Origin of the sequence: uncultured Xanthomonas sp. (assembly GCF_964278005.1) — a bacterium.
In the GTDB taxonomy this organism is placed as follows: Bacteria; Pseudomonadota; Gammaproteobacteria; order Xanthomonadales; family Xanthomonadaceae; genus Xanthomonas_A; species Xanthomonas_A sontii.
Genome location: NZ_CAXYKF010000028.1, coordinates 131,419 through 151,779, shown reverse-complemented (window position 1 = coordinate 151,779; position 20,361 = coordinate 131,419). Strand labels below are relative to the sequence as shown.

The 20,361-nt window shown below is 66.9% G+C and carries 20 protein-coding genes; 15 read left to right on the top strand and 5 right to left on the bottom strand.

The annotated features are described in order from the left end of the window. Window positions 1-148: 148 nt before the first annotated feature. The 10 genes from rpsE to ACHWVH_RS20590 all read left to right on the top strand — a co-directional run bounded on the left by rpsE (window position 149) and on the right by ACHWVH_RS20590 (window position 6,791). Window positions 149-694 carry a 30S ribosomal protein S5 gene (rpsE, locus tag ACHWVH_RS20635; protein WP_010340449.1) on the top strand — a complete coding sequence of 182 codons (546 nt, stop codon included), beginning with the start codon at window positions 149-151 and terminating at the stop codon, window positions 692-694. Then, window positions 687-878: a 50S ribosomal protein L30 gene (gene rpmD, locus ACHWVH_RS20630; protein ID WP_010340450.1), complete on the top strand. Its 192-nt coding sequence runs from the start codon at window positions 687-689 to the stop codon at window positions 876-878. Before rpsE ends, rpmD begins: the two co-directional genes overlap by 8 nt. Window positions 879-884: 6 nt before the next feature. Continuing rightward, entirely contained in the window at window positions 885-1,328 is a 444-nt protein-coding gene (gene rplO / locus ACHWVH_RS20625) for a 50S ribosomal protein L15 (RefSeq protein WP_010340451.1), read from the top strand. A 7-nt stretch (window positions 1,329-1,335) separates the two neighbouring features. Then, window positions 1,336-2,706 carry a preprotein translocase subunit SecY gene (gene secY, locus ACHWVH_RS20620; RefSeq protein ID WP_026143874.1) on the top strand — a complete coding sequence of 457 codons (1,371 nt, stop codon included), beginning with the start codon at window positions 1,336-1,338 and terminating at the stop codon, window positions 2,704-2,706. Window positions 2,707-3,046: 340 nt separating this feature from the next. Next, window positions 3,047-3,403, top strand: coding sequence for a 30S ribosomal protein S13 (rpsM, locus tag ACHWVH_RS20615; protein WP_010340453.1), 357 nt, complete (start codon window positions 3,047-3,049; stop codon window positions 3,401-3,403). Window positions 3,404-3,412: 9 nt separating this feature from the next. Further along, window positions 3,413-3,805 (top strand): 30S ribosomal protein S11, encoded by a 393-nt coding sequence (rpsK, locus tag ACHWVH_RS20610; protein WP_003470632.1) that lies wholly within the window; start codon window positions 3,413-3,415, stop codon window positions 3,803-3,805. 14 nt (window positions 3,806-3,819) lie between these two features. Beyond that, the gene (gene rpsD / locus ACHWVH_RS20605; protein ID WP_010340454.1) at window positions 3,820-4,449 is read left to right on the top strand and encodes a 30S ribosomal protein S4; all 630 of its coding nucleotides are present in this window, start codon (window positions 3,820-3,822) and stop codon (window positions 4,447-4,449) included. Between the two features lie 51 nt (window positions 4,450-4,500). Beyond that, a complete protein-coding gene (locus ACHWVH_RS20600; RefSeq protein ID WP_010340455.1) occupies window positions 4,501-5,499 on the top strand; it encodes a DNA-directed RNA polymerase subunit alpha in 999 nt (332 codons plus the stop codon). 200 nt (window positions 5,500-5,699) lie between these two features. Continuing rightward, window positions 5,700-6,083: a 50S ribosomal protein L17 gene (gene rplQ, locus ACHWVH_RS20595; RefSeq protein ID WP_010340456.1), complete on the top strand. Its 384-nt coding sequence runs from the start codon at window positions 5,700-5,702 to the stop codon at window positions 6,081-6,083. Between the two features lie 195 nt (window positions 6,084-6,278). Further along, a complete protein-coding gene (locus ACHWVH_RS20590) occupies window positions 6,279-6,791 on the top strand; it encodes a disulfide bond formation protein B (protein ID WP_394687870.1) in 513 nt (170 codons plus the stop codon). A gap of 170 nt (window positions 6,792-6,961) precedes the next feature. Here the strand turns inward: ACHWVH_RS20590 and ACHWVH_RS20585 are convergent, their stop codons facing one another. Together ACHWVH_RS20585 and ACHWVH_RS20580 are read right to left on the bottom strand one after the other, a co-directional pair. Continuing rightward, window positions 6,962-7,846 (bottom strand): alpha/beta hydrolase family protein, encoded by an 885-nt coding sequence (locus ACHWVH_RS20585; protein ID WP_394687869.1) that lies wholly within the window; start codon window positions 7,844-7,846, stop codon window positions 6,962-6,964. A 232-nt stretch (window positions 7,847-8,078) separates the two neighbouring features. Continuing rightward, complete coding sequence (locus ACHWVH_RS20580; RefSeq protein WP_394687868.1) at window positions 8,079-10,220, bottom strand: TonB-dependent receptor; 2,142 nt, start codon at window positions 10,218-10,220, stop codon at window positions 8,079-8,081. Between the two features lie 200 nt (window positions 10,221-10,420). Between ACHWVH_RS20580 and ACHWVH_RS20575 the strand changes: the two genes are divergently transcribed. After that, a complete protein-coding gene (locus ACHWVH_RS20575) occupies window positions 10,421-11,815 on the top strand; it encodes a class II 3-deoxy-7-phosphoheptulonate synthase (RefSeq protein ID WP_026143872.1) in 1,395 nt (464 codons plus the stop codon). A 267-nt stretch (window positions 11,816-12,082) separates the two neighbouring features. After that, window positions 12,083-13,240 (top strand): mechanosensitive ion channel family protein, encoded by a 1,158-nt coding sequence (locus tag ACHWVH_RS20570; protein ID WP_394687867.1) that lies wholly within the window; start codon window positions 12,083-12,085, stop codon window positions 13,238-13,240. A 93-nt stretch (window positions 13,241-13,333) separates the two neighbouring features. On the opposite strand, the gene ACHWVH_RS20565 is transcribed toward ACHWVH_RS20570, so the two are convergent. The 3 genes from ACHWVH_RS20565 to typA form a co-directional block, all read right to left on the bottom strand. Beyond that, window positions 13,334-15,529 carry a ricin-type beta-trefoil lectin domain protein gene (locus ACHWVH_RS20565; protein WP_394687866.1) on the bottom strand — a complete coding sequence of 732 codons (2,196 nt, stop codon included), beginning with the start codon at window positions 15,527-15,529 and terminating at the stop codon, window positions 13,334-13,336. Between the two features lie 312 nt (window positions 15,530-15,841). Further along, the gene (locus ACHWVH_RS20560; protein WP_017908695.1) at window positions 15,842-16,324 is read right to left on the bottom strand and encodes a DUF2127 domain-containing protein; all 483 of its coding nucleotides are present in this window, start codon (window positions 16,322-16,324) and stop codon (window positions 15,842-15,844) included. Window positions 16,325-16,340: 16 nt separating this feature from the next. Beyond that, window positions 16,341-18,170, bottom strand: coding sequence for a translational GTPase TypA (gene typA / locus ACHWVH_RS20555; protein WP_010340464.1), 1,830 nt, complete (start codon window positions 18,168-18,170; stop codon window positions 16,341-16,343). Between the two features lie 199 nt (window positions 18,171-18,369). Between typA and ACHWVH_RS20550 the strand changes: the two genes are divergently transcribed. The 3 genes from ACHWVH_RS20550 (at window position 18,370) to ACHWVH_RS20540 (ending at window position 20,357) form a co-directional block, all read left to right on the top strand. After that, window positions 18,370-18,864, top strand: coding sequence for a peptidylprolyl isomerase (locus ACHWVH_RS20550; RefSeq protein ID WP_152182219.1), 495 nt, complete (start codon window positions 18,370-18,372; stop codon window positions 18,862-18,864). A gap of 97 nt (window positions 18,865-18,961) precedes the next feature. Beyond that, entirely contained in the window at window positions 18,962-19,333 is a 372-nt protein-coding gene (locus ACHWVH_RS20545; RefSeq protein ID WP_394687865.1) for a glutaredoxin family protein, read from the top strand. A 37-nt stretch (window positions 19,334-19,370) separates the two neighbouring features. Further along, the gene (locus ACHWVH_RS20540) at window positions 19,371-20,357 is read left to right on the top strand and encodes a malate dehydrogenase (RefSeq protein WP_152182218.1); all 987 of its coding nucleotides are present in this window, start codon (window positions 19,371-19,373) and stop codon (window positions 20,355-20,357) included. The last annotated feature ends 4 nt before the right edge of the window (window positions 20,358-20,361 follow it).

Sequence of the window (20,361 nt, the reverse complement as noted above, 5' to 3'; positions counted from 1 at the left end):
GGGCGCGGCGATGCCGCGTCCGTCCCGCCGATGCGGGCTGCATCGGACCTTGGCGCGCCTTCTGCGCGCGTCCGGGGAACACGGCTCCAGACCACAACCACAAGCGGCAACGAAGCCGTAAATCTTTTCCTCTATCAAGGACATCACAATGGCTGAAGAACAGCGTGCACCGCGGGGTCGTGATCGCGACCGCAACCGCGAAGAGAAAGTCGACGACGGCATGATCGAGAAGCTGGTCGCGGTCAACCGCGTCAGCAAGACGGTCAAGGGCGGTCGCCAGTTCACCTTCACCGCGCTGACCGTGGTCGGCGACGGCAACGGCAAGATCGGCTTCGGTTACGGCAAGGCGCGCGAAGTGCCGGTCGCGATCCAGAAGTCGATGGAGTATGCGCGCAAGGGCATGCTCAACATCGATCTGAACAACGGCACCCTGTGGCACCCGGTGAAGTCCGGCCACGGCGCTGCGCGCGTGTTCATGATGCCGGCCTCGGAAGGTACCGGCGTGATCGCCGGCGGCGCCATGCGCGCCGTGCTGGAAGCGGTGGGCGTGAAGAACGTGCTGGCCAAGGCCGTCGGTTCGCGCAACCCGATCAACCTGGTGCGCGCCACCCTGCGCGGCCTGGAAGACATGCAGTCGCCGGCCCGCATCGCGGCCAAGCGCGGCAAGAAGGTGGAGGATCTGACCCATGGCTAATGAATCCACCAAGACCGTCAAGGTGCGCCTGGTGCGCGGCCTGCGTGGTACCCAGTCGCGTCACCGCCTGTCGGTGCGTGCCCTGGGCCTGAACAAGCTCAACGATGTGCGCGAACTGAAGGACAGCCCGCAAGTGCGCGGCCTGATCAACAAGGTTCAGTACCTCGTCCAGGTTGAGGAGTAATCGACCATGACTTTGCATCTGAATGATCTGAAGCCCGCGCCGGGCGCGCGTACCGAGCGCACCCGCGTCGGTCGCGGCATCGGTTCCGGCCTCGGCAAGACCGCCGGCCGCGGCCACAAGGGTTCGTTCGCGCGCAAGGGCGGCGGCAAGATCAAGGCCGGCTTCGAAGGCGGCCAGACCCCCATGCAGCGCCGTCTGCCGAAGATCGGCTTCCGTTCGAAGATGGCCAAGGACACCGCCGAAGTGCTGTCCTACCAGCTCGACAACCTGCCGGCCGGCGAGATCGATTTCGCTGCGCTGCGCGCCGCGAAGCTGGTCCCGAGCACCGCGAAGAAGGCCAAGGTGGTCCTGAAGGGCGAACTGACCAAGAAGTTCGTGCTGAAGGGCGTTGCGGCGACCGCCGGTGCCAAGGCGGCAATCGAAGCTGCCGGCGGCAGCGTGCAGGAGTAACACGCAGATGGCGCAGGCTGGCATGGGTAACCTCGGCGGCGGGCTCGGCAAGTTCACGGAACTTCGCCAGCGCCTGTTGTTCGTTCTCGGCGCATTGATCGTCTATCGCATCGGCTGCTACGTGCCGGTGCCGGGCGTCAATCCCGAAGCCATGCTTGCGCTGATGCAGGCGCAGGGCGGCGGCATCGTGGACATGTTCAACATGTTCTCGGGCGGCGCCCTGCACCGTTTCAGCATCTTCGCGTTGAACGTGATGCCGTACATTTCGGCATCGATCGTGATCCAGCTGGCCACGCACATCTTTCCGTCGCTGAAGGCGATGCAGAAGGAAGGCGAGTCGGGCCGGCGCAAGATCACCCAGTATTCGCGTATCGGCGCGGTGCTGCTGGCGGTGGTGCAGGGCGGCAGTATCGCCCTGGCGCTGCAGAACCAGACCGCACCCGGCGGCGCGCCGGTGGTGTACGCCCCCGGCATGGGCTTCGTGCTCACCGCGGTGATCGCGTTGACCGCCGGCACCATCTTCCTGATGTGGGTCGGCGAGCAGGTGACCGAGCGCGGCATCGGCAACGGCGTCTCGCTGATCATCTTCGCCGGCATCGTCGCCGGCCTGCCGGCGGCGGCGATCCAGACCGTGGAAGCCTACCGCGACGGCAACATGAGCTTCATCTCGCTGTTGCTGATCGTCCTGACCATCCTCGCCTTCACCCTGTTCGTGGTGTTCGTCGAGCGCGGGCAGCGTCGGATCACGGTGAACTACGCGCGCCGCCAGGGCGGTCGCAACGCGTACATGAACCAGACCTCGTTCCTGCCGCTGAAGCTCAACATGGCCGGCGTGATTCCGCCGATCTTCGCCTCGAGCATCCTCGCCTTCCCGGCGACGCTGTCGATGTGGTCGGGCCAGGCCGCTTCCAACAGCACGTTCGGTATGTGGCTGCAGCGCATCGCCAACGCGCTGGGGCCGGGCGAGCCGGTGCACATGATCGTGTTCGCCGCGCTGATCATCGGCTTCGCGTTCTTCTATACCGCGCTGGTGTTCAACTCGCAGGAAACCGCGGACAACCTGAAGAAGTCCGGCGCGCTGATTCCAGGCATCCGTCCGGGCAAGGCCACCGCCGACTATGTCGACGGCGTGCTGACCCGCCTGACCGCGGCCGGCTCGGTGTACCTGGTGATCGTGTGCCTGCTGCCGGAAGTGATGCGTGCCCAGCTTGGCACCTCGTTCCACTTCGGCGGCACCTCGCTGCTGATCGCGGTCGTGGTGGTGATGGACTTCATCGCGCAGATCCAGGCGCACCTGATGTCGCACCAGTACGAGAGCCTGTTGAAGAAGGCCAACCTCAAGGGCGGCTCGCGCGGCGGCGGTTTTGCCCGCGGTTGATTGCTATACTGTTTGAATCCTTCCGCGAAGACGCCCCCGGGTCCCGGGCGCAGTCTTCCGACTTGAAGGGCGGCCCGTGCAGCGGTCTCGTGCGCGGGTGAGACGTGGTGGTCCTGCGCTGGAGTAGCGCGGGCGGCAGGGTGGATACAACGCCTCGCCAACGACGTCCGGCGCCGGAGCATGGGCACACTCCCCATGCCGGGCTTGCGGAACCTTGCGGTTCCGCGGGCTTCCATGTAACCCGAGACCTTGCTAGACTTACAAGTTCACTTTTTGATCCATCCTGCCGGATGGCGCCGTGGTGCGCCGTCGGGCCATCACTCAGTTGGAGAACCGCGTCATGGCGCGTATTGCAGGCGTCAACCTGCCAGCCCAGAAGCACGTCTGGGTCGGGTTGCAAAGCATCTACGGCATCGGCCGTACCCGTTCGAAGAAGGTCTGCGAAGCCGCAGGCGTGACCTCGACCACCAAGATCCGCGACCTGTCCGAGCCGGAAATCGAGCGCCTGCGTCTCGAAGTCGGCAAGTACATCGTCGAAGGCGACCTGCGTCGCGAAATCGGCATCGCCATCAAGCGACTGATGGACCTGGGCTGCTACCGCGGCCTGCGTCACCGTCGTGGCCTGCCCCTGCGCGGTCAGCGCACCCGTACCAACGCCCGCACCCGCAAGGGTCCGCGCAAGGCGATCAAGAAGTAAGGGACCGACATGGCTAAGCCCGCAGCAGCAAAGACCAAGAAGAAGATCAAGCGCGTCGTCACCGACGGTGTCGCCCACGTCCACGCTTCGTTCAACAACACCATCGTGACCATCACCGACCGTCAGGGCAATGCGTTGTCCTGGGCGACCTCCGGTGGCGCCGGTTTCCGCGGTTCGCGCAAGTCCACGCCGTTCGCGGCTCAGGTGGCCGCCGAGAAGGCCGGGCGCGCTGCGCTCGACTACGGCGTGAAGTCGCTGGAAGTGCGCATCAAGGGCCCGGGTCCGGGTCGCGAGTCCGCCGTCCGTTCGTTGAACAACGTCGGATACAAGATCACCAACATCATCGACGTGACGCCGATCCCGCACAACGGGTGCCGTCCGCCGAAGAAGCGTCGCGTCTAAAGGAGCGATAAGAAATGGCTCGTTATATCGGTCCTACCTGTAAGCTCGCGCGCCGCGAAGGCGCCGATCTTTCCCTCAAGAGCCCGGCGCGTGCGCTGGACTCCAAGTGCAAGCTGGAGCAGAAGCCCGGCCAGCACGGCGCGACCGCCCGCAAGGGCAAGCTGTCCGACTACGCCACCCAGCTGCGCGAGAAGCAGAAGGTCAAGCGTATCTACGGTCTGCTGGAGCGTCAGTTCCGCAACTACTACAAGAAGGCCTCGACCAAGAAGGGCAACACCGGCGAGAACCTGCTGCAGCTGCTGGAAACCCGCCTGGACAACGTCGTCTACCGCATGGGCTTCGCCGTCACCCGTCCGGCCGCGCGCCAGCTGGTGTCGCACCGTGGCGTGCTGGTGAACGGCAAGTCGGTGAACCTGGCCTCGTACCAGGTCAAGGCCGGCGACGCGATCGCCCTGTCGGAAAAGGCGCAGAAGCAGCTTCGCGTGCAGGAAGCGCTGACCGTTGCCGAAACGCACGACCTGAACCCGTCGTGGGTCGAGGTCGATTCGAAGAAGTTCAGCGGCATCTTCAAGGCCGTGCCGGACCGTGCGGACCTGCCTGCCGACATCAACGAAGCGCTGATCGTCGAGTTGTATTCGAAGTAATCACATCGGAGAGCCTCCGGTCCACGGAGGCTCGTCAGGAGAACCCGCAACATGACGGTTACCGCCAACCAGGTTCTGCGCCCGCGTGGGCCGCAGATCGAACGCCTTACCGACAACCGCGCCAAGGTCGTGATCGAGCCCTTGGAGCGCGGGTATGGGCATACGCTGGGCAACGCCCTGCGTCGCGTGCTGCTGTCCTCGATTCCCGGCTTCGCGATCACCGAAGTCGAGATCGACGGCGTGCTGCACGAGTACACCACGGTCGAAGGGCTGCAGGAGGACGTGCTGGAAGTCCTGCTGAACCTCAAGGACGTGGCCATCCGCATGCATACCGGTGACAGCGCCACGCTGTCGCTGTCCAAGCAGGGTCCGGGCACGGTCACTGCCGCCGACATCAAGACCGACCATAACGTCGAGATCCTCAACAACGACCACGTGATCTGCCACCTGACCAAGGACACGGCGATCAACATGCGTCTGAAGATCGAGCGTGGCTTCGGCTACCAGCCGGCCGCCGCACGCCGCCGTCCGGACGAAGAGACCCGCACCATCGGTCGCCTGGTCCTGGACGCCTCGTTCTCGCCGGTGCGCCGCGTCGCTTACGCGGTCGAATCGGCCCGCGTCGAGCAGCGTACCGACCTGGACAAGCTGGTCCTGGACATCGAAACCAACGGCACGATCGATGCCGAGGAAGCCGTGCGCACCGCCGCCGACATCCTCAGCGACCAGCTGTCGGTGTTCGGCGACTTCACCCATCGCGATCGTGGCGCGGCCAAGCCGGCCAGCAACGGCGTGGATCCGGTGCTGCTGCGTCCGATCGACGATCTGGAACTGACCGTGCGTTCGGCCAACTGTCTGAAGGCCGAGAGCATCTACTACATCGGCGATCTGATCCAGAAGACCGAAGTCGAGCTGCTCAAGACCCCGAACCTGGGCAAGAAGTCGCTCACCGAGATCAAGGAAGTGCTGGCCCAGCGTGGCCTGTCGCTCGGCATGAAGCTGGAGAACTGGCCGCCGGCCGGCGTCGCCCAGCACGGCATGCTCGGCTGAGTTTTGCGCATCCGGCCGGTGCCGCAAGGCATCGGCCGCGTGTCGTTCGCTTCATCCGCATCACCACGTCGACGGGTCGCCAAGCCCGCGGCGTCGCCCGGTCAGGGACGGCCGGCACGGACCATCCGCAGTCCACTTTCAACGCCAGGACGGCGACAGCGATCTCCAACAGTCACACTCTTCCATAGGAATCCCAACCCATGCGTCACCAGAAATCCGGCCGCAAGTTCAGCCGCACCAGCGCCCACCGCGAAGCGATGTTCAAGAACATGGCGGCGTCGCTGATCAAGCACGAGCTGATCAAGACCACCCTGCCGAAGGCCAAGGAACTGCGCCGCGTCGCCGAGCCGCTGATCACCCTGGCCAAGGTCGACAACGTCGCCAACCGCCGCCTGGCGTTCGCCCGCCTGCGCGACAAGGAAGCGGTCGGCACCCTGTTCACCACGCTGGGCCCGCGCTACCAGGCGCGCCCGGGCGGCTACCTGCGCATCCTCAAGTGCGGCTTCCGCGCCGGCGACAACGCGCCGATGGCGTACGTCGAGCTGGTCGATCGTCCGGCCGTGGCCGAGGAAGTGGCCGAGTAATCGGTTCGCATCTGCAGCAGCAAGAAGCCCGGCATGTCCGGGCTTTTTTGTTTTTGGGGGATCGCGGAGTCGGGATTGGGGATGGGGAGCGCGCGGTCGCGGCGCGGGCTGGGGCGGCCGACAGCGCCATGACACATGGTGATGGAGCGCACGATCGCGGATAATGCGTGGATCGTCGATGCGAGTTCGAGTCCGATGAATCCGTTACGTTGGGGTTTCCGCGCGCAGTTCCTGCTCGGCTTTCTGATCTGTGCCGGCCTGCTGGGCTATGCGATCTTCGTGCAGCTGCAGCTGGGCATCGAGCCGTGCCCGCTGTGCATCTTCCAGCGCATTGCGTTCGCCGCCCTGGGCGTGCTGTTCCTGCTCGGTGCCCTGCATGGGCCGCGCAGTGCCGGCGGGCGCAAGCTCTACGGCGTCCTGGCGTTCCTGGCCGCGCTCGTGGGCGCCGGCATCTCCACTAAGCACGTCTCGGTACAGCTGTTCCCGGATCCGATGGCGTCCTGCGGCCCGCCGCTGAGCTTCCTGCGCGAGACCATGGGACCGTTCGAGGTGCTGCGCCGGGTGATGACCGGCACCGGCGACTGCGGCAACATCGACTGGCGCTTCCTCGGCCTGTCGATGCCGATGTGGTGCCTGATCTGCTTCGTGTTGCTGGCGGTGTTCGCGCTGTATGCCGGATTCAAGAGCCGCAAGCGCACGCTGATCTGACCGTCTTGCGGCTGCGCGTCGGTCGCTTGGTCTGATGGCGACCGTCGGCAACCCGCCGGGCGCTGCTGCGGCCGTCGCGGGCAGCGCTGACGTATGCCGCTGACGCGCACCGACGTTGCCCATCCTGTCCGTCCGGCGCCCCCGGTGTTTGTGCAGTGCCGGTCTGTCGGTCAGCGCGACGCGCTGGCCGGCGCCCGCGCTCCGTCGGCCTGCGGAACCACCTGAGCGAGGAATGCCGCCACCGGCCTGGCCCACACCGACGGGTCGGCCTGGGCGAAGGTCTTGTGGCCATCGTCGCGGAACGGTGGCAGATCGACGAAGGTCACCGGCGGGGTCGAGCCCGCGCGGTAGGCCTCGTACATGCGATGCGCCAGGTCGCGCCGGAAGAAGTGATCGTTCTCGGCGTACAGCCACAGCTGGGGCAGCATATTCGCCGCGCCCAGCGTCTTCTCCGCCTCGACCAGGCGGTCCTCGCCGGCGCAGATGACCTCCTTGCCGTTGCTGCCGCGCCCGCCGGCGAAGCTGATCACGCCACGCACGCCGGGTGGCGGCGCATCGGCCAGCGCCACCGCGCCGAGGCCACCGGCGGACTGGCCGACCACGACGATGCGTTGCGGGTCCACGTCGGGAAGACGTGCGGCGGCGTCGACGATCGCCGCCTCGGCCGCCGCGATCTTGCGCCCGGCGACGACGAAATCGACGTCGTGGCAGTTGCCCGCGCCTTCCAGGTAGGTGCCGCTGGAGCTGCCGTAGCCAGGCCGCAAGGCCAGCACCACCATGTAGCCGCGGGCGGCGAACCAGCGCGCGGCGCGTGCGAAGCCGAGGCGGGTGTCGGCGAGCTTGCGCTTGTCCGCGGGCGTGCCATGGTGGATGACGATCAGCGGGAACGGACCGTGGCCCGTGGGGCGATACACGCGTGCGGCGAGATCGTAGTCGACGCCTTGCACGACCACCGGCATTCGGAAGTCGGTGACGCGTTCGGCGTGCGCCGGCGGCGGTGCGGCGAGGGTGAGGATGGCGGCCGCCAGGGCGGCGGCGAACAGATGTCGACGCATGGGTGGCACCTGCCTGGACGGATGCGTGGCAACGCGTCGTGGCGGTCCGGGCGCGGGGATGCCGCTGCGGGGCGCCTCCCTCGGGCGGGGCGACGCCATGGCCACGACGCGGCACATGGTGCCACTGTAGTGCCGGACGGGCCACGGCGCGTGGCCGGACCCGTCACCTGCGGCTGAACGCGCGGCCTGCGGCGTGCCGGGTGGCACGTCGCAGGCCGTCGCCGTGGCTTGCTCAGAAGTCCTGCTGCAGGCTCAGGTAGACGCCGCGGCGCGGCGCCCACTGCGGCGCGAACACACCGATGCCGCCGCCGTCGCGCAACTGGTAGTGGCGGTCGAGCACGTTGAGCACGGCCAGCTGTGCGTGCAGCGGGTGGCTGCTGGCCAGGGCGAAGTCGTGGCCGGCGCTGAGGTTGAGCTGGAAGTACGCCGGCAGCTCGCCGCCATTGGGCACGCCGTCGGCGTCGGTGCGCAGGCCGCTGCCGAACAGGTAGTCGGCGCCGATGCGGCTGTCGTCGGCCAGGGCGTAGTTGATGCCGCCGGAGGAGGTCAGCTTCTGGTCGTGGTCCAGGTGGATCCAGTGGTCGTAGGCGTAGGCCAGCGCGTCCGGGTCGAAGTTGTACAGGCTGGTCATCACCCGCTTGCCCATGGCCTTGCTGTAGGCCGCGTTGAAGTAGGCGTTGATCGGGCCGTTGCTGTAGTCGGCGCTGAACTCGGCGCCGCGGATGCGACCGTAGCGGTAGTTGAAGGTGGAGTAGACGTAGGCGGCGCCGAACTGGCCTTCGTCCTGCAGGCGATCGGCCTTGCGGTAGTAGGTGTCCAGGCCCAGGGTCAGGTGGTCGCCGACCATCTGCGAGATGCCCAGGTCGTAGTAGTCGCTGCGCTCGCTCAGCGGCTTGGTCGGGCCACCCGCCGCCGACTGCTGGTTGGTGGTGCCGTCGTACAGGGCGATGTCGCTGGTGGAGATCAGCTCGGTGGCCGGCGGGGTGAAGTAGCGCGCATAGCCGGCGTGCAGGGTGGTGCTGTCGCTGGCGTGCCAGACCACGCCCAGGCGTGGGCTGAGCTGGCCCTCGGTGGTGCCGAACGCCTTGTAGCGGTCGCCACGCACGCCATAGTTGATGGTCCAGGCGTCGCTCGGCTGCCATTCGTCCTGCAGGTAGACCGCGTAGGTGCTGGCGTGGAAGCGGCTGCTGTCGGGAATGAACAGCGGCACGTCGCTGCTCTGGCTGCCGTCGTCGTTGGCCGGGAACACATAGGCGTTGTTGCTGGCGTTGGCGTGCTCGAAGTTGCCGTACACGCCATAGCGCAAGGTGTGGGTGCTGCCCCACGGCGTGGAGAAGTCGGCCTGCAGGGTGCTGGCGCGGTTGGCGCGCTGCACCTGCGAGGCGATGCCGTTGAAGATCAGGTCGCCGGCGATGTCCGGGGAGAACGCGACGCTGCTGTAGCGCTGGCCGGCCGACAGCTGGTAGCTGGTGTCGCCGAGCGCGCCCTGTAGCACCAGGGTGCCGAAACGGGTGTTCTCGCGCTGGTTCTCGTCGAGCTGCGCCGAATCGAAGGTGCTGGTGCCCTGGTAGGTGAAGGCCGGCGTCTGTCCCGGGTTGTTGGGGATCTGGAAGCGGTTGTTGGCGTAGCCGACCAGCAGGCTGAGCCGGGTGTTCTCGTTCAGCAGATAGCTGAGGTCGGCGAAGCCCTTGCCCTGGTGGGTCTTGTCGTGGATCGGGTTGTCGCTGTCGGTCGGGTTCTCCATGCCGATGCGGTTCTGCAGGTAGTTGCCGCTGGCGAACCAGCTGAAGCGACCGTCGCTGCCCCACCACGAGGCGTTGGGGTTGAGCGTGCCGTAGGAGCCGCCGGTGATGCCGACGCTGCCGCCGTTGCCCAGTTCCACGCCGTTCTTGGTGGTGATGTCGACCACCGCCGCGGTGCGGTCGCCGAACTGCGCCGGCAGCGCGCCGTCGAGCAGGCGGATGTTCTTGATCGTGCGCGGATCCAGGGTCTGGCCGAAGCCGGAGATGGATTCGGGGATCATCACGCCGTTGATGCGGTACTGCAGGTTGGCGTGGTCGCCGCGCACATGGATGCCGCCATAGGAATCCTGGACCACGCCCGGCGCCTGCAGCAGCACCTGGTTGAGCGGGGTGGAAGCGCCTAGCGGCAGGCGCGCGATGTCCTCGGCGCTGATCGCGTACTGGCTGCTGCCGATGTCCGGCGACAGCGCGTTGCGCGCGGCTTCCAGCTTGGCGGTGACGGTGACCGGATCGAGATCGACGGTCGGCTCGGCGGCAGCGGTGCTGTCGGCGGCGGTATCCGCAGCGAGGGCGAGGCCGGGGGCGACCAGGAGGATCAGGGCGATGGCGGAGGAGAGGGGGCGACGTGTCATGGCGAGGTGGACCGAATGGAAAGGAATTGTTACTTAATAACAGTGTGCTTTCGCAAAAACGCCGGCGTAGGCCGGAAGTCATGGTGGCGTCGCGATGTTGCTTGCCGTTCATGTCCTGGCGCTGCCAGCGTGACCGGTATGCGGCGCTATGCGGCGCGCCCCGGCTCTGCGAACATCGCACACTGCCAAGGAGTCCTTTCATGAATCTGTCCGCCGCCGCCGTGTCCGCATCCGCCTCGTCGTCCTGGTCACCTGCCAGTTGGCGTGACAGGCCGGCGCTGCAGATGCCGGTGTATCCGGACCCGCAGGCGCTGGAGACCGCGCTGACGGAACTGCGGCAGTTGCCGCCGCTGGTGACCTCCTGGGAGATCTTCGCGCTGAAGAAGCAGCTGGCCGAGGCGCAGGAAGGCAAGCGCTTCCTGCTGCAGGGCGGCGATTGCGCGGAGAACTTCAGCGATTGCGAATCCGGCACCATCTCCAACCGGCTCAAGGTGCTGCTGCAGATGAGCCTGGTGCTGGTGCACGGCCTGCGCCTGCCGGTGGTGCGGGTCGGTCGCTACGCCGGGCAGTACGCCAAGCCGCGCTCGGCCGATACCGAGACCCGCGACGGCGTGACCCTGCCCAGCTACCGCGGCGACGTGGTCAACGGCCCGGAGTTCACCGCGCAGGCGCGGGTGCCGGACCCGCGGCGCATGATCACCGCGCACTCGCGTTCGGCGATGACCATGAACTTCGTGCGCGCGCTGATCGACGGCGGCTTCGCCGACCTGCACCATCCCGAGTACTGGAACCTGAGCTGGGTCGGCTGCTCGCCGCTGGCCGAGGACTACCAGAAGATGGTGGCCTCGATCGGCGATGCGGTGCGCTTCATGGAGACCCTGTCCGGCGCGCAGCTGTACAACCTCAACCGCGTCGATTTCTACACCTCGCACGAGGCCTTGCTGCTGCCCTACGAGGAAGCGCTGACCCGCGAGGTCCCGCGGCAGTGGGGCTGGTTCAACCTCAGTACGCACTATCCGTGGATCGGCATGCGCACCGCGGCGCTGGACGGCGCGCATGTGGAGTACTTCCGCGGCATCCGCAATCCGATCGCGATCAAGGTCGGGCCGTCGGCGCAGCCGGACCAGTTGCTGCGCCTGATCGACGTGCTCAATCCGGAAGACGAGCCGGGCCGGCTGACCTTCATCCACCGCATGGGCGCGGCGCAGATCGCCGAGAAGCTGCCGCCGCTGCTGGACGCGGTGAAGCGCGACGGCCGCCGCGTGCTGTGGGTGTGCGATGCGATGCACGGCAACACCGAAAGCACCAGCAACGGCTACAAGACCCGGCGCTACCAGAACGTCCTGGGCGAGGTGGAGCAGTCGTTCGACATCCACGCCGCGGCCGGCACCCGCCTGGGCGGCGTGCATCTGGAACTGACCGGCGAGGACGTCACCGAGTGCACCGGCGGCGCGCGCGAACTGACTGAGCGCGACCTGGAGCGGGCCTACCGTTCCAGCGTCGACCCGCGCCTGAACTACGAGCAGTCGCTGGAGATCGCGATGGCGATCGTGCGCAAGCAGAACGGACGCAACGTCGCCACGCCGCTGGCGTAGTCGGTTGGTGTAATCCGCCGCGCGTGCCGCTGCCGCATGTGCGGCGCCTTGTCGTGCCGTGGCCCGAGGACTGCGGCATCGCTGCGTGCGATACCGCGCGCCGGCTTCGCGTCGCCGGCGGCATGCGCCGCTTTTCGCACGCGCTTGCACGCGCGCCTGTATGCCATCCGGCTGCCGTCGCCCGGCGCTGCCGCGCGTGCTCGACATCGCGCTAATCCCTCCACTGCCAGACTGTCGCGACTCCTCCCCCCGACAAAGGAGCGCATCTTGACCCTCGATCTTCACTGGGTGCCCTGGCGTGCCTACACGCTGCCGATCGGCGCCGCGCTGATTCTCGGTTTTCTGGCCTGGTGGCTGCTGTTGCGCATCGCCCAGCGCATGCGCGGCCGCGACTACCGGCGTGCGCGCATCGTGCGCGTAATCAGCGTGCCGGTCGCCTTCCTGCTGCCGATGCTGATGCTCAGCTTCGCGCTCGAATCCACGCCGCTGGACGAGAAGGCGCTGACCGACCTGCAGCACCTGCTGCACATCGGCATGATCGGCTGCGTGACCTGGCTGCTGGTGCGCGGCGTGGCGGCGCTGGAAACGGCGATCTTGCGCAGCCATCCGATCGAGGTGGCGGACAATCTCACCGCACGCCGCGTGCAGACCCAGACCCGGGTGCTGGCGCGGGTGGCGATGGGCTCGATCATCCTGGTGGGCACCTCGATCGTGCTGCTGACTTTCCCGGCGGTGCGGCAGATCGGCACCACCTTGCTGGCCTCGGCCGGCATCATCGGCCTGGTCGCCGGTATCGCCGCCAAGCCGGTGTTCGGCAATCTGATCGCCGGTCTGCAGATCGCGCTGACCCAGCCGATCCGGCTCGACGACGTGGTCATCGTCGAAGGCGAGTGGGGCCGTATCGAGGAGATCGGCAGTTCCTACGTGGTGGTGCGGATCTGGGACGAGCGGCGCATGGTGGTGCCGCTGACCTGGTTCATCGAGAACCCGTTCCAGAACTGGACGCGCAACAGCGCCGACCTGCTCGGCACCGCGTTCCTGTGGCTGGACTACCGCACGCCGATCGCACAGGTGCGCGCCGAGCTGGAGCGCATCTGCAAGAGCGAGCCGCTGTGGGACGGGCGGGTCTGCGTGACCCAGGTGACCGACACCAGCGAGCGCACGATCCAGGTGCGCCTGCTGGTCAGTGCGCGCAACTCCGGCGACGCCTTCGACCTGCGCTGCATCGTGCGCGAACGCATGCTGGATTTCCTGGTGCGCGAGCATGCCTACGCGTTGCCGCTGCTACGCGCGGAAGTGGCGCCGGAGCCCGTGCGGCTGTCGCACCCGCCGGTGCGCGCCAGCGACTCGGAGGCGATGCGTTCGCCCGGTGCCGAGGATGGGGCGGGGATCGGTGCTCCCTCTGCTCAACGCGGCGCTGGCTGAGCAGCGCCGCGACGACCGTCCCCGGCGGGTGGTGTTGCCCTGTGCGCGTTGCGGTGCCGGCTCCGGTTCCGGTTCCGTAAGCCGGCGATCGCGTTAGTTCGGCTGCACTTCCCAAAGCTGATTGACGTTGCCCAGGCACTCCCACATCTGCACGATGGCGCCGTTGCGGATGCCGCCGGCCGAGTCATCCAGGCATTTGCCGTTCAACTCGCTGCGGATTTGGCCGCGGATGCGCCACGCCTGCGTGGAGGAACCGGTGCACGCCATCATGCGCAGGGCGCCGCCATTTTGTGCAGTCGTCCTTGCCTCCAGGCAATTGCCGCCGTAGCCCACGATCGAGCCGTTCTTGCCGAGCTGCCAGGCCTGGTTCTTGGTGCCGTTGCAGTCCCAGAGCTGCACCGGCGTTCCAGGGGCGGTGCCGAAACCGGCGACGTCCAGGCAGCGTCCGGTCGAGACCCGGATTTCGCCGTTCGCGGGATTGTACGACCAGCGTTGGTTGGTGCCGCCGAGGTTGTCCCAGAGCTGCAATCGCGCACCGTTGTTTGACCCAAGCGCCACCACGTCCAGGACCTTGCCACCGGTGGCGATGAGCGAGGCATTGGTGAAATACCAACCCTGGTTTGAGGTGCTCAACGATTGATAGAGCTGGAGCGGTGCCCCATTGGCGCTGCTCACGCCGGTGATGTCGAGCACTTTGTCGGTGCCCTCGCCGCGCAGGCTATGGCTGCCGCGCTTGAACGACCATTTCTGCTGGCGGAATCCGTTGCAGTCCCAGACCTGCATCGAGGCGCCGTCGTTGGTATTTCCATTCCTGACGTCGAGACATTTCCCGGACGGGCCCATGATCTGTCCAGGCGAACTGGAATCATCCAGCGGCACCACGGTCTGCCGATACTGGACGACGTTGGGGACCGTGGTGAGGAAGGCGCGGGCGTTGTCGGCCTGGTCCGGCACGCCGCAGGGTTGTCCGTTGCAGGTGCTGATCGCCGGCGAGGAGTACACCAGGATCTCGCTCTGCCCATTAACCGCGTAAGCCATCGTGGTGTGGAAGCTACCGGTGTCGCTGCGGTGGCCGAAATTGAAACCGGGTTCCTGGCCGGTTTCGTGCTGGTGGCCGGAGCCGAGCAAATGGCCGAACTCGTGGGCGAGGGTGCCGCGGGTGCAGTAGTAGCCGCCGTCCACGCCGTCGGAGATCACCGCGTATCCCCAACGCGAATCGGTGCCGCCGGATTGCCAGGCGACGCCGCAACTCTGTTGCGAATTGTTGAAGCGCCGCACCAGGCCGACCATGTCGGCGCCGAGGCGGTCGCGCGCATCATGCAGCGGCACCAGCGCCGCAGCGGTGGCCTGGCTGACGCCAGTGAGTTCGTCGAGGGTGCCGTCGTTGAGCGTATTGTCGGGGTAGTCGACCTGCACCGTCCCGACCAGGCGATAGCGCACATTGATGTTGGCGTTGGCGAAGGACTGGTTCGCCGTTTCCACCATGTTGGTGAGCACGGTATCGATCGCCGTGATGCCGCCGCGGTAGTCCCGGTAGCCGGGCGTATAGCCGAGCAGCACGTCGATCGTATTGGTCGAGGTGCTGCCCGCCTGCGCGTTGACCTGCGCCAGGCTGCTGTACCCGGCGATATAGCCCTGGGCGGTGTCGCCGGCGCGAAGCTGGATGACAGAATCGGCCAGGCGCCGCCCATCCGCGTGGCTTCCGGCGGAATGCAGGTCGGCGCTGGCGGCCGCCATGATGTAGGGCATCCCGCCGATGGTGGTGAGCTGGTAGGTCATGCCATCGATGGTGCCCAGCGATCCGAACACTGCGTCCTTGCCGAAACTGATGACCGTCTCGTTGCCGACCGGTTGGCCATCCACCCGGCCGACCCAGGTCCAGATGCCGCGCTTGGCGTCGCGTCGGCTCTGATAGGTGATCTGCAGGTTTTTGCCGTCCGGCGTCGGTATTGTCATCGTGCCGTCGACGCTGGCCTTGAGTGCATGCGCCTCGCTGACGGTGATGGGATACAGGGCGAACGCGCCGTCGTGTCCGGTCGGGGTGCGGCTGGTGTACTGGATCAGTGCGCCGCTGTCCTGCGCGTCGAACAGGGACGCGCGCTGAGCGGCGGCCATTGGCGGCGCGGTGGTGGCCGCCGCGGACGCGTGCTTGCCGGCCGAAGTGGCGCTGTACTTGTGATCGATGGCGCCGCTGCAGGCGCTCAGGCCGGTGCAAAGTAACGCGGCCACACTCCAACCCATCGCTTTCGCGATTCGCATTGTCGATTCCTCTGAGTTGATCTCCGCCATCGGTCTGTTGGGGATGGCGCGCGTTCCGGGGTGTCCGGAACTAGTCAATGGTCAGAATCGACTGTGTTGGACAATTCTGTAGACAATTTCGAGGAAATATCGCGTTACGGGGATTGTGCCCAGAAGTGCCGTGGATGGCATCACAAATCCATCCGGCGGACATCTGTCGGCTGACGTGTTCTGTCGATCAAGATGGGAGGGTTTTGAAACGGCATGTCCGCCGACCTCGCGGTGTGGCGAGGCCGGGGTCATCGGGACGATGTACCTTGGACGGGGGCGGCGATAGCCGCCGTGACAGCGATGGGGCGCGGATCAGGCCGGAGGATGCCGCCGGCGCCGCACCAGGTCGCGGGCGAGGATGCCGACCACGGCGAGATTGATCGCCAGCACCGCCCACGACGCCCAGCCGGGGTGGCGCACGATCGCGTAGACGTCGAAGGGCAGGTAGATCGCCGCGGAGATGCAGCCCAGCAGCGAGGCCCAGGCCTTGGCGCGCCACAGGCCCCAGGCCTCGATGATGTGCAGCACGCCGTAGGCGAGCATGCCGGCGGCGGCCAGGTGCACCGCGCCGGGGTTGATCATGGTCAGCAGCGAGGGCAGGGCGCCGTGGTCCGGGTCCAGGCTGAAACGCACGATCAGCTTGTCCACCCCCGCGCGCAGCGGGGCCGGACCCATCAGTTCCAGCCCCGTGGCCGCCAGCACCGCGAGCAGGCCCTTACCGGCCTCCAGCAGTGCGATCAGGTGCAGACCCGGATGCGCGTGCGGATCCGGGTTGTACGCCTTGTCGGCGGCCATGGGCGTGCGCTATCCCTTAGCCCGCGCGACCGGCGCGCTTGCGCTCGTTTTCGGTCAGGTGCTTCTTGCGCAAGCGGATCTCCTTCGGGGTGACTTCGACCAGTTCGTCGTCCTCGATGAAGTCCAGCGCCTGCTCCAGCGTGTACTTGATCGCCGGAGTCAGCTTGATCGCATCGTCCTTGCCCGAGGCACGCATGTTGGTCAGCGGCTTGGTCTTGATCGCGTTGACGGTCAGGTCGTTGTCCTTGGAGTGGATGCCGACCAGCTGCCCTTCATACACGTTGTCGCCTTCGGCGGCAAACAGGCGGCCGCGCTCTTCCAGCGGGCCCAGCGCGTAGGCGGGGGTGGCGCCCGGCGCATTGGCGATCATCACGCCGTTCTGGCGCTTGGCGATGGCGCCCTGCTCCTTCGGGCCGTAGTGGTCGAACACGTGGAACAGCAGGCCCGAGCCCTGGGTCAGGGTGCGGAACTCGTTCTGGAAGCCGATCAGGCCACGCGCCGGGATCATGTAGTCCAGGCGCACGCGGCCCTTGCCGTCCGGCTCCATGTTCTTCAGCTGGCCCTTGCGGATGCCCAGCTTCTCCATCACGCCGCCCTGGTGCTGCTCCTCGATGTCCACCACCAGCTGCTCGACCGGCTCCATCAACTGCCCGTCGATCTCCTTGATGATCACTTCCGGGCGCGACACGGCCAGTTCGAAGCCCTCGCGGCGCATGTTCTCGATCAGCACCGACAGGTGCAGTTCGCCGCGGCCGGAGACCAGGAACTTGTCGGCGTCTTCCAGCTGCTGCACCTTCAGCGCCACGTTGTGCACGGTCTCGCGCTCCAGCCGGTCCTTGAGCTGGCGGCTGGTCAGGAACTTGCCGCCGGACAGGTCCTTGTTGCCGGCGAACGGCGAGTTGTTGACCTGGAAGGTCATCGAGATGGTCGGCTCGTCCACGGTCAGCGGCGGCAGCGCCTCGGGGGCTTCCAGCGCGCACACGGTGTCGGAGATGGTCAGCTCCTGGATGCCGGAGATGGCGACGATGTCGCCGGCCTGCGCGCTGTCCTGCTCGATCCGCTCCAGGCCGAGGAAGCCCAGTACCTGCAGCACCTTGCCCTGACGCTTCTTGCCTTCGCGGTCGATCACCGCCACCGGCATGTTCTTCTTCAGCACGCCGCGCTGGATGCGGCCGATGCCGATCACGCCGACGAAGTTGTTGTAGTCCAGCTGGCTGATGCGCATCTGGAACGGGCCGTCCGGATCCACGTCCGGCTTCGGCGCGTGCTGCATGATCGCTTCGTACAGCGGGGTCATGTCGCCGTCGCGCACGCTGTCGTCCAGCGAGGCGTAGCCGTTCAGCGCCGAGGTGTAGACGATCGGGAAGTCGAGCTGCTCATTGGTGGCGCCGAGCTTGTCGAACAGGTCGAACACCTGGTCGATCACCCAGTCCGGGCGCGCGCCGGGGCGGTCGATCTTGTTGACCACCACGATCGGCTTGAAGCCCATCGCGAACGCCTTCTGGGTCACGAAGCGGGTCTGCGGCATCGGGCCGTCCATCGCGTCGACCAGGATCAACACGGTGTCCACCATCGACAGCACGCGCTCCACCTCGCCGCCGAAGTCGGCGTGTCCTGGGGTGTCGACGATGTTGATGCGGTTGCCCTGCCAGGTGATGGCGGTGTTCTTGGCCAGGATGGTGATGCCGCGTTCCTTTTCCTGGTCGTTGCTGTCCATCACGCGCTCGGCCAGCACCGTGCGCTCGGACAGGGTGCCGGACTGCTTCAGCAGGCAGTCGACGAGGGTGGTCTTGCCGTGGTCGACGTGGGCGACGATGGCGATATTGCGAAGATTTTCGATGGACATGCGAAAGGGGGCCAGCCGGCGCCAGAAGGAAGGAAAGGAAGCCACCTAGTATACCCGGATCCCGTGACGCCTGCCGGCGGTCGGCGGCGGTGGGCCGGGCGGGGGCATTCAGGCGCCGGCGCCGGGCGCGGGCAAAGCCTGAACGAGGCGACGTGTATCCTATGCGCCCCTCATGACGCCCCCGTTTCCAAGGAATCCCATGTCCCTGATCGCCCATTTCGACACCGCCCGCGGCCCGATCAAGATCGAGCTGTATCCCGACAAGGCCCCGCTGACCGTGGCCAACTTCGTGAACCTGGCCAAGCGCGGCTTCTACGACGGGCTGAACTTCCACCGCGTGATCGCCGACTTCATGATCCAGGGCGGTTGCCCGGAAGGCTCCGGCCGCGGCGGCCCGGGCTACCGCTTCGAGGACGAGACCAACAACGGCGTGCGCCACGACCGCGGCGTGCTGTCCATGGCCAACGCCGGCCCCAGCACCAACGGCAGCCAGTTCTTCATCACCCACACCGCCACTCCGTGGCTGGACGGCAAGCACACCGTGTTCGGCAAGGTGCTCGACGGCCTGGACGTGGTCGACAGCGTCGCCCAGGGCGACGTGATCAACAAGATCACCATCGAAGGCGACGCCGACGCGGTGCTGGCGGCCAAGGCCGACCGCGTCGCCGAGTGGAACCGCACCCTCGACGCCTGATCCGGCGCTGTCCGCGCGACCGGCCCTGCGGCCGGGCGCGCGGAACCTGCGTGCTACCATTTTCCCGATTGATTGCCGCACCCGACCGCCGATGACGATGCGCCCCCTTGTGTTGTGCCTGCTGCTGCTCGTGATCGGCGGCGGCGTGCACGCGTGGTGGCGCAGTGCGGCCTCGACACCGTCGGCCGCACTGGCCGCCGGCGACCCGCGGCTTCTGACCGGCGAGGCCGGCATCGTCATGCTCGCCGCCGACTGGTGCGGCTACTGCCGCCGGCAACAGGCCGATTTCGCCCGCGCCCAGGTCCGCTACACGGTCCTGGACGTGGAGCAGGAGGCCGGCCGCCAGGCCACCGCCGCGCTGGGCCTGGAAGGCGTGCCGATCACCGTGATCGGCCAGCACGTGGTCGAAGGCTACGACACCACCGCCCTGGACCTGCACCTGCAGCCGCTGGGCTATCGCGTCTACTGATCCACCCCACCCACTTTCTTAGCAGAGGAATCCCCCCATGAAAGCACCCGTTCGTGTTGCCGTGACCGGCGCCGCCGGCCAGATCGGTTATGCCCTGCTGTTCCGCATCGCCTCCGGCGAAATGCTGGGCAAGGACCAGCCGGTGATCCTGCAGTTGCTGGAACTGCCGATGGAGAAGGCCCAGGCCGCGCTGAAGGGCGTGATGATGGAGCTGGAAGACTGCGCGTTCCCGCTGCTGGCCGGCATGGTCGGCACCGACGACGCCGAAGTGGCGTTCAAGGACGCCGACATCGCCCTGCTGGTCGGCGCGCGTCCGCGCGGCCCGGGCATGGAGCGCAAGGACCTGCTGCTGGAGAACGCCAAGATCTTCACTGCTCAGGGCGCGGCGCTGAACAAGGTGGCCAAGCGCGACGTCAAGGTGCTGGTGGTCGGCAACCCGGCCAACACCAACGCCTACATCGCCATGAAGTCGGCGCCGGACCTGAACCCGAAGAACTTCACCGCGATGCTGCGCCTGGACCACAACCGCGCGCTGAGCCAGCTCTCGCTCAAGCTCGGCAAGCCGGTCGGCGGCATCGAGAAGCTGGTGGTGTGGGGCAACCACAGCCCGACCATGTACCCGGACTACCGCTTCGCCACCGCCGACGGCGCCTCCATCGCCGATGCGATCAACGACCAGGAATGGAATGCCGGCACCTTCATCCCGACCGTGGGCAAGCGCGGCGCGGCGATCATCGAAGCGCGCGGCCTGTCCTCGGCCGCCTCGGCCGCCAACGCCGCCATCGACCACGTGCGCGACTGGGTGCTGGGCAGCAACGGCAAGTGGGTGACGATGGGCGTGCCGTCCGACGGCTCCTACGGCATCCCGGAAGGCGTGATCTTCGGGTTCCCGGTCACCACCGAGAACGGCGCCTACACCATCGTCAAGGATCTGCCGATCGACGACTTCAGCAAGAAGTACGTCGACAAGACCCTGGCCGAGCTGGAAGAAGAGCGCAGCGGCGTGGCCCACCTGCTGGGCTGATCGC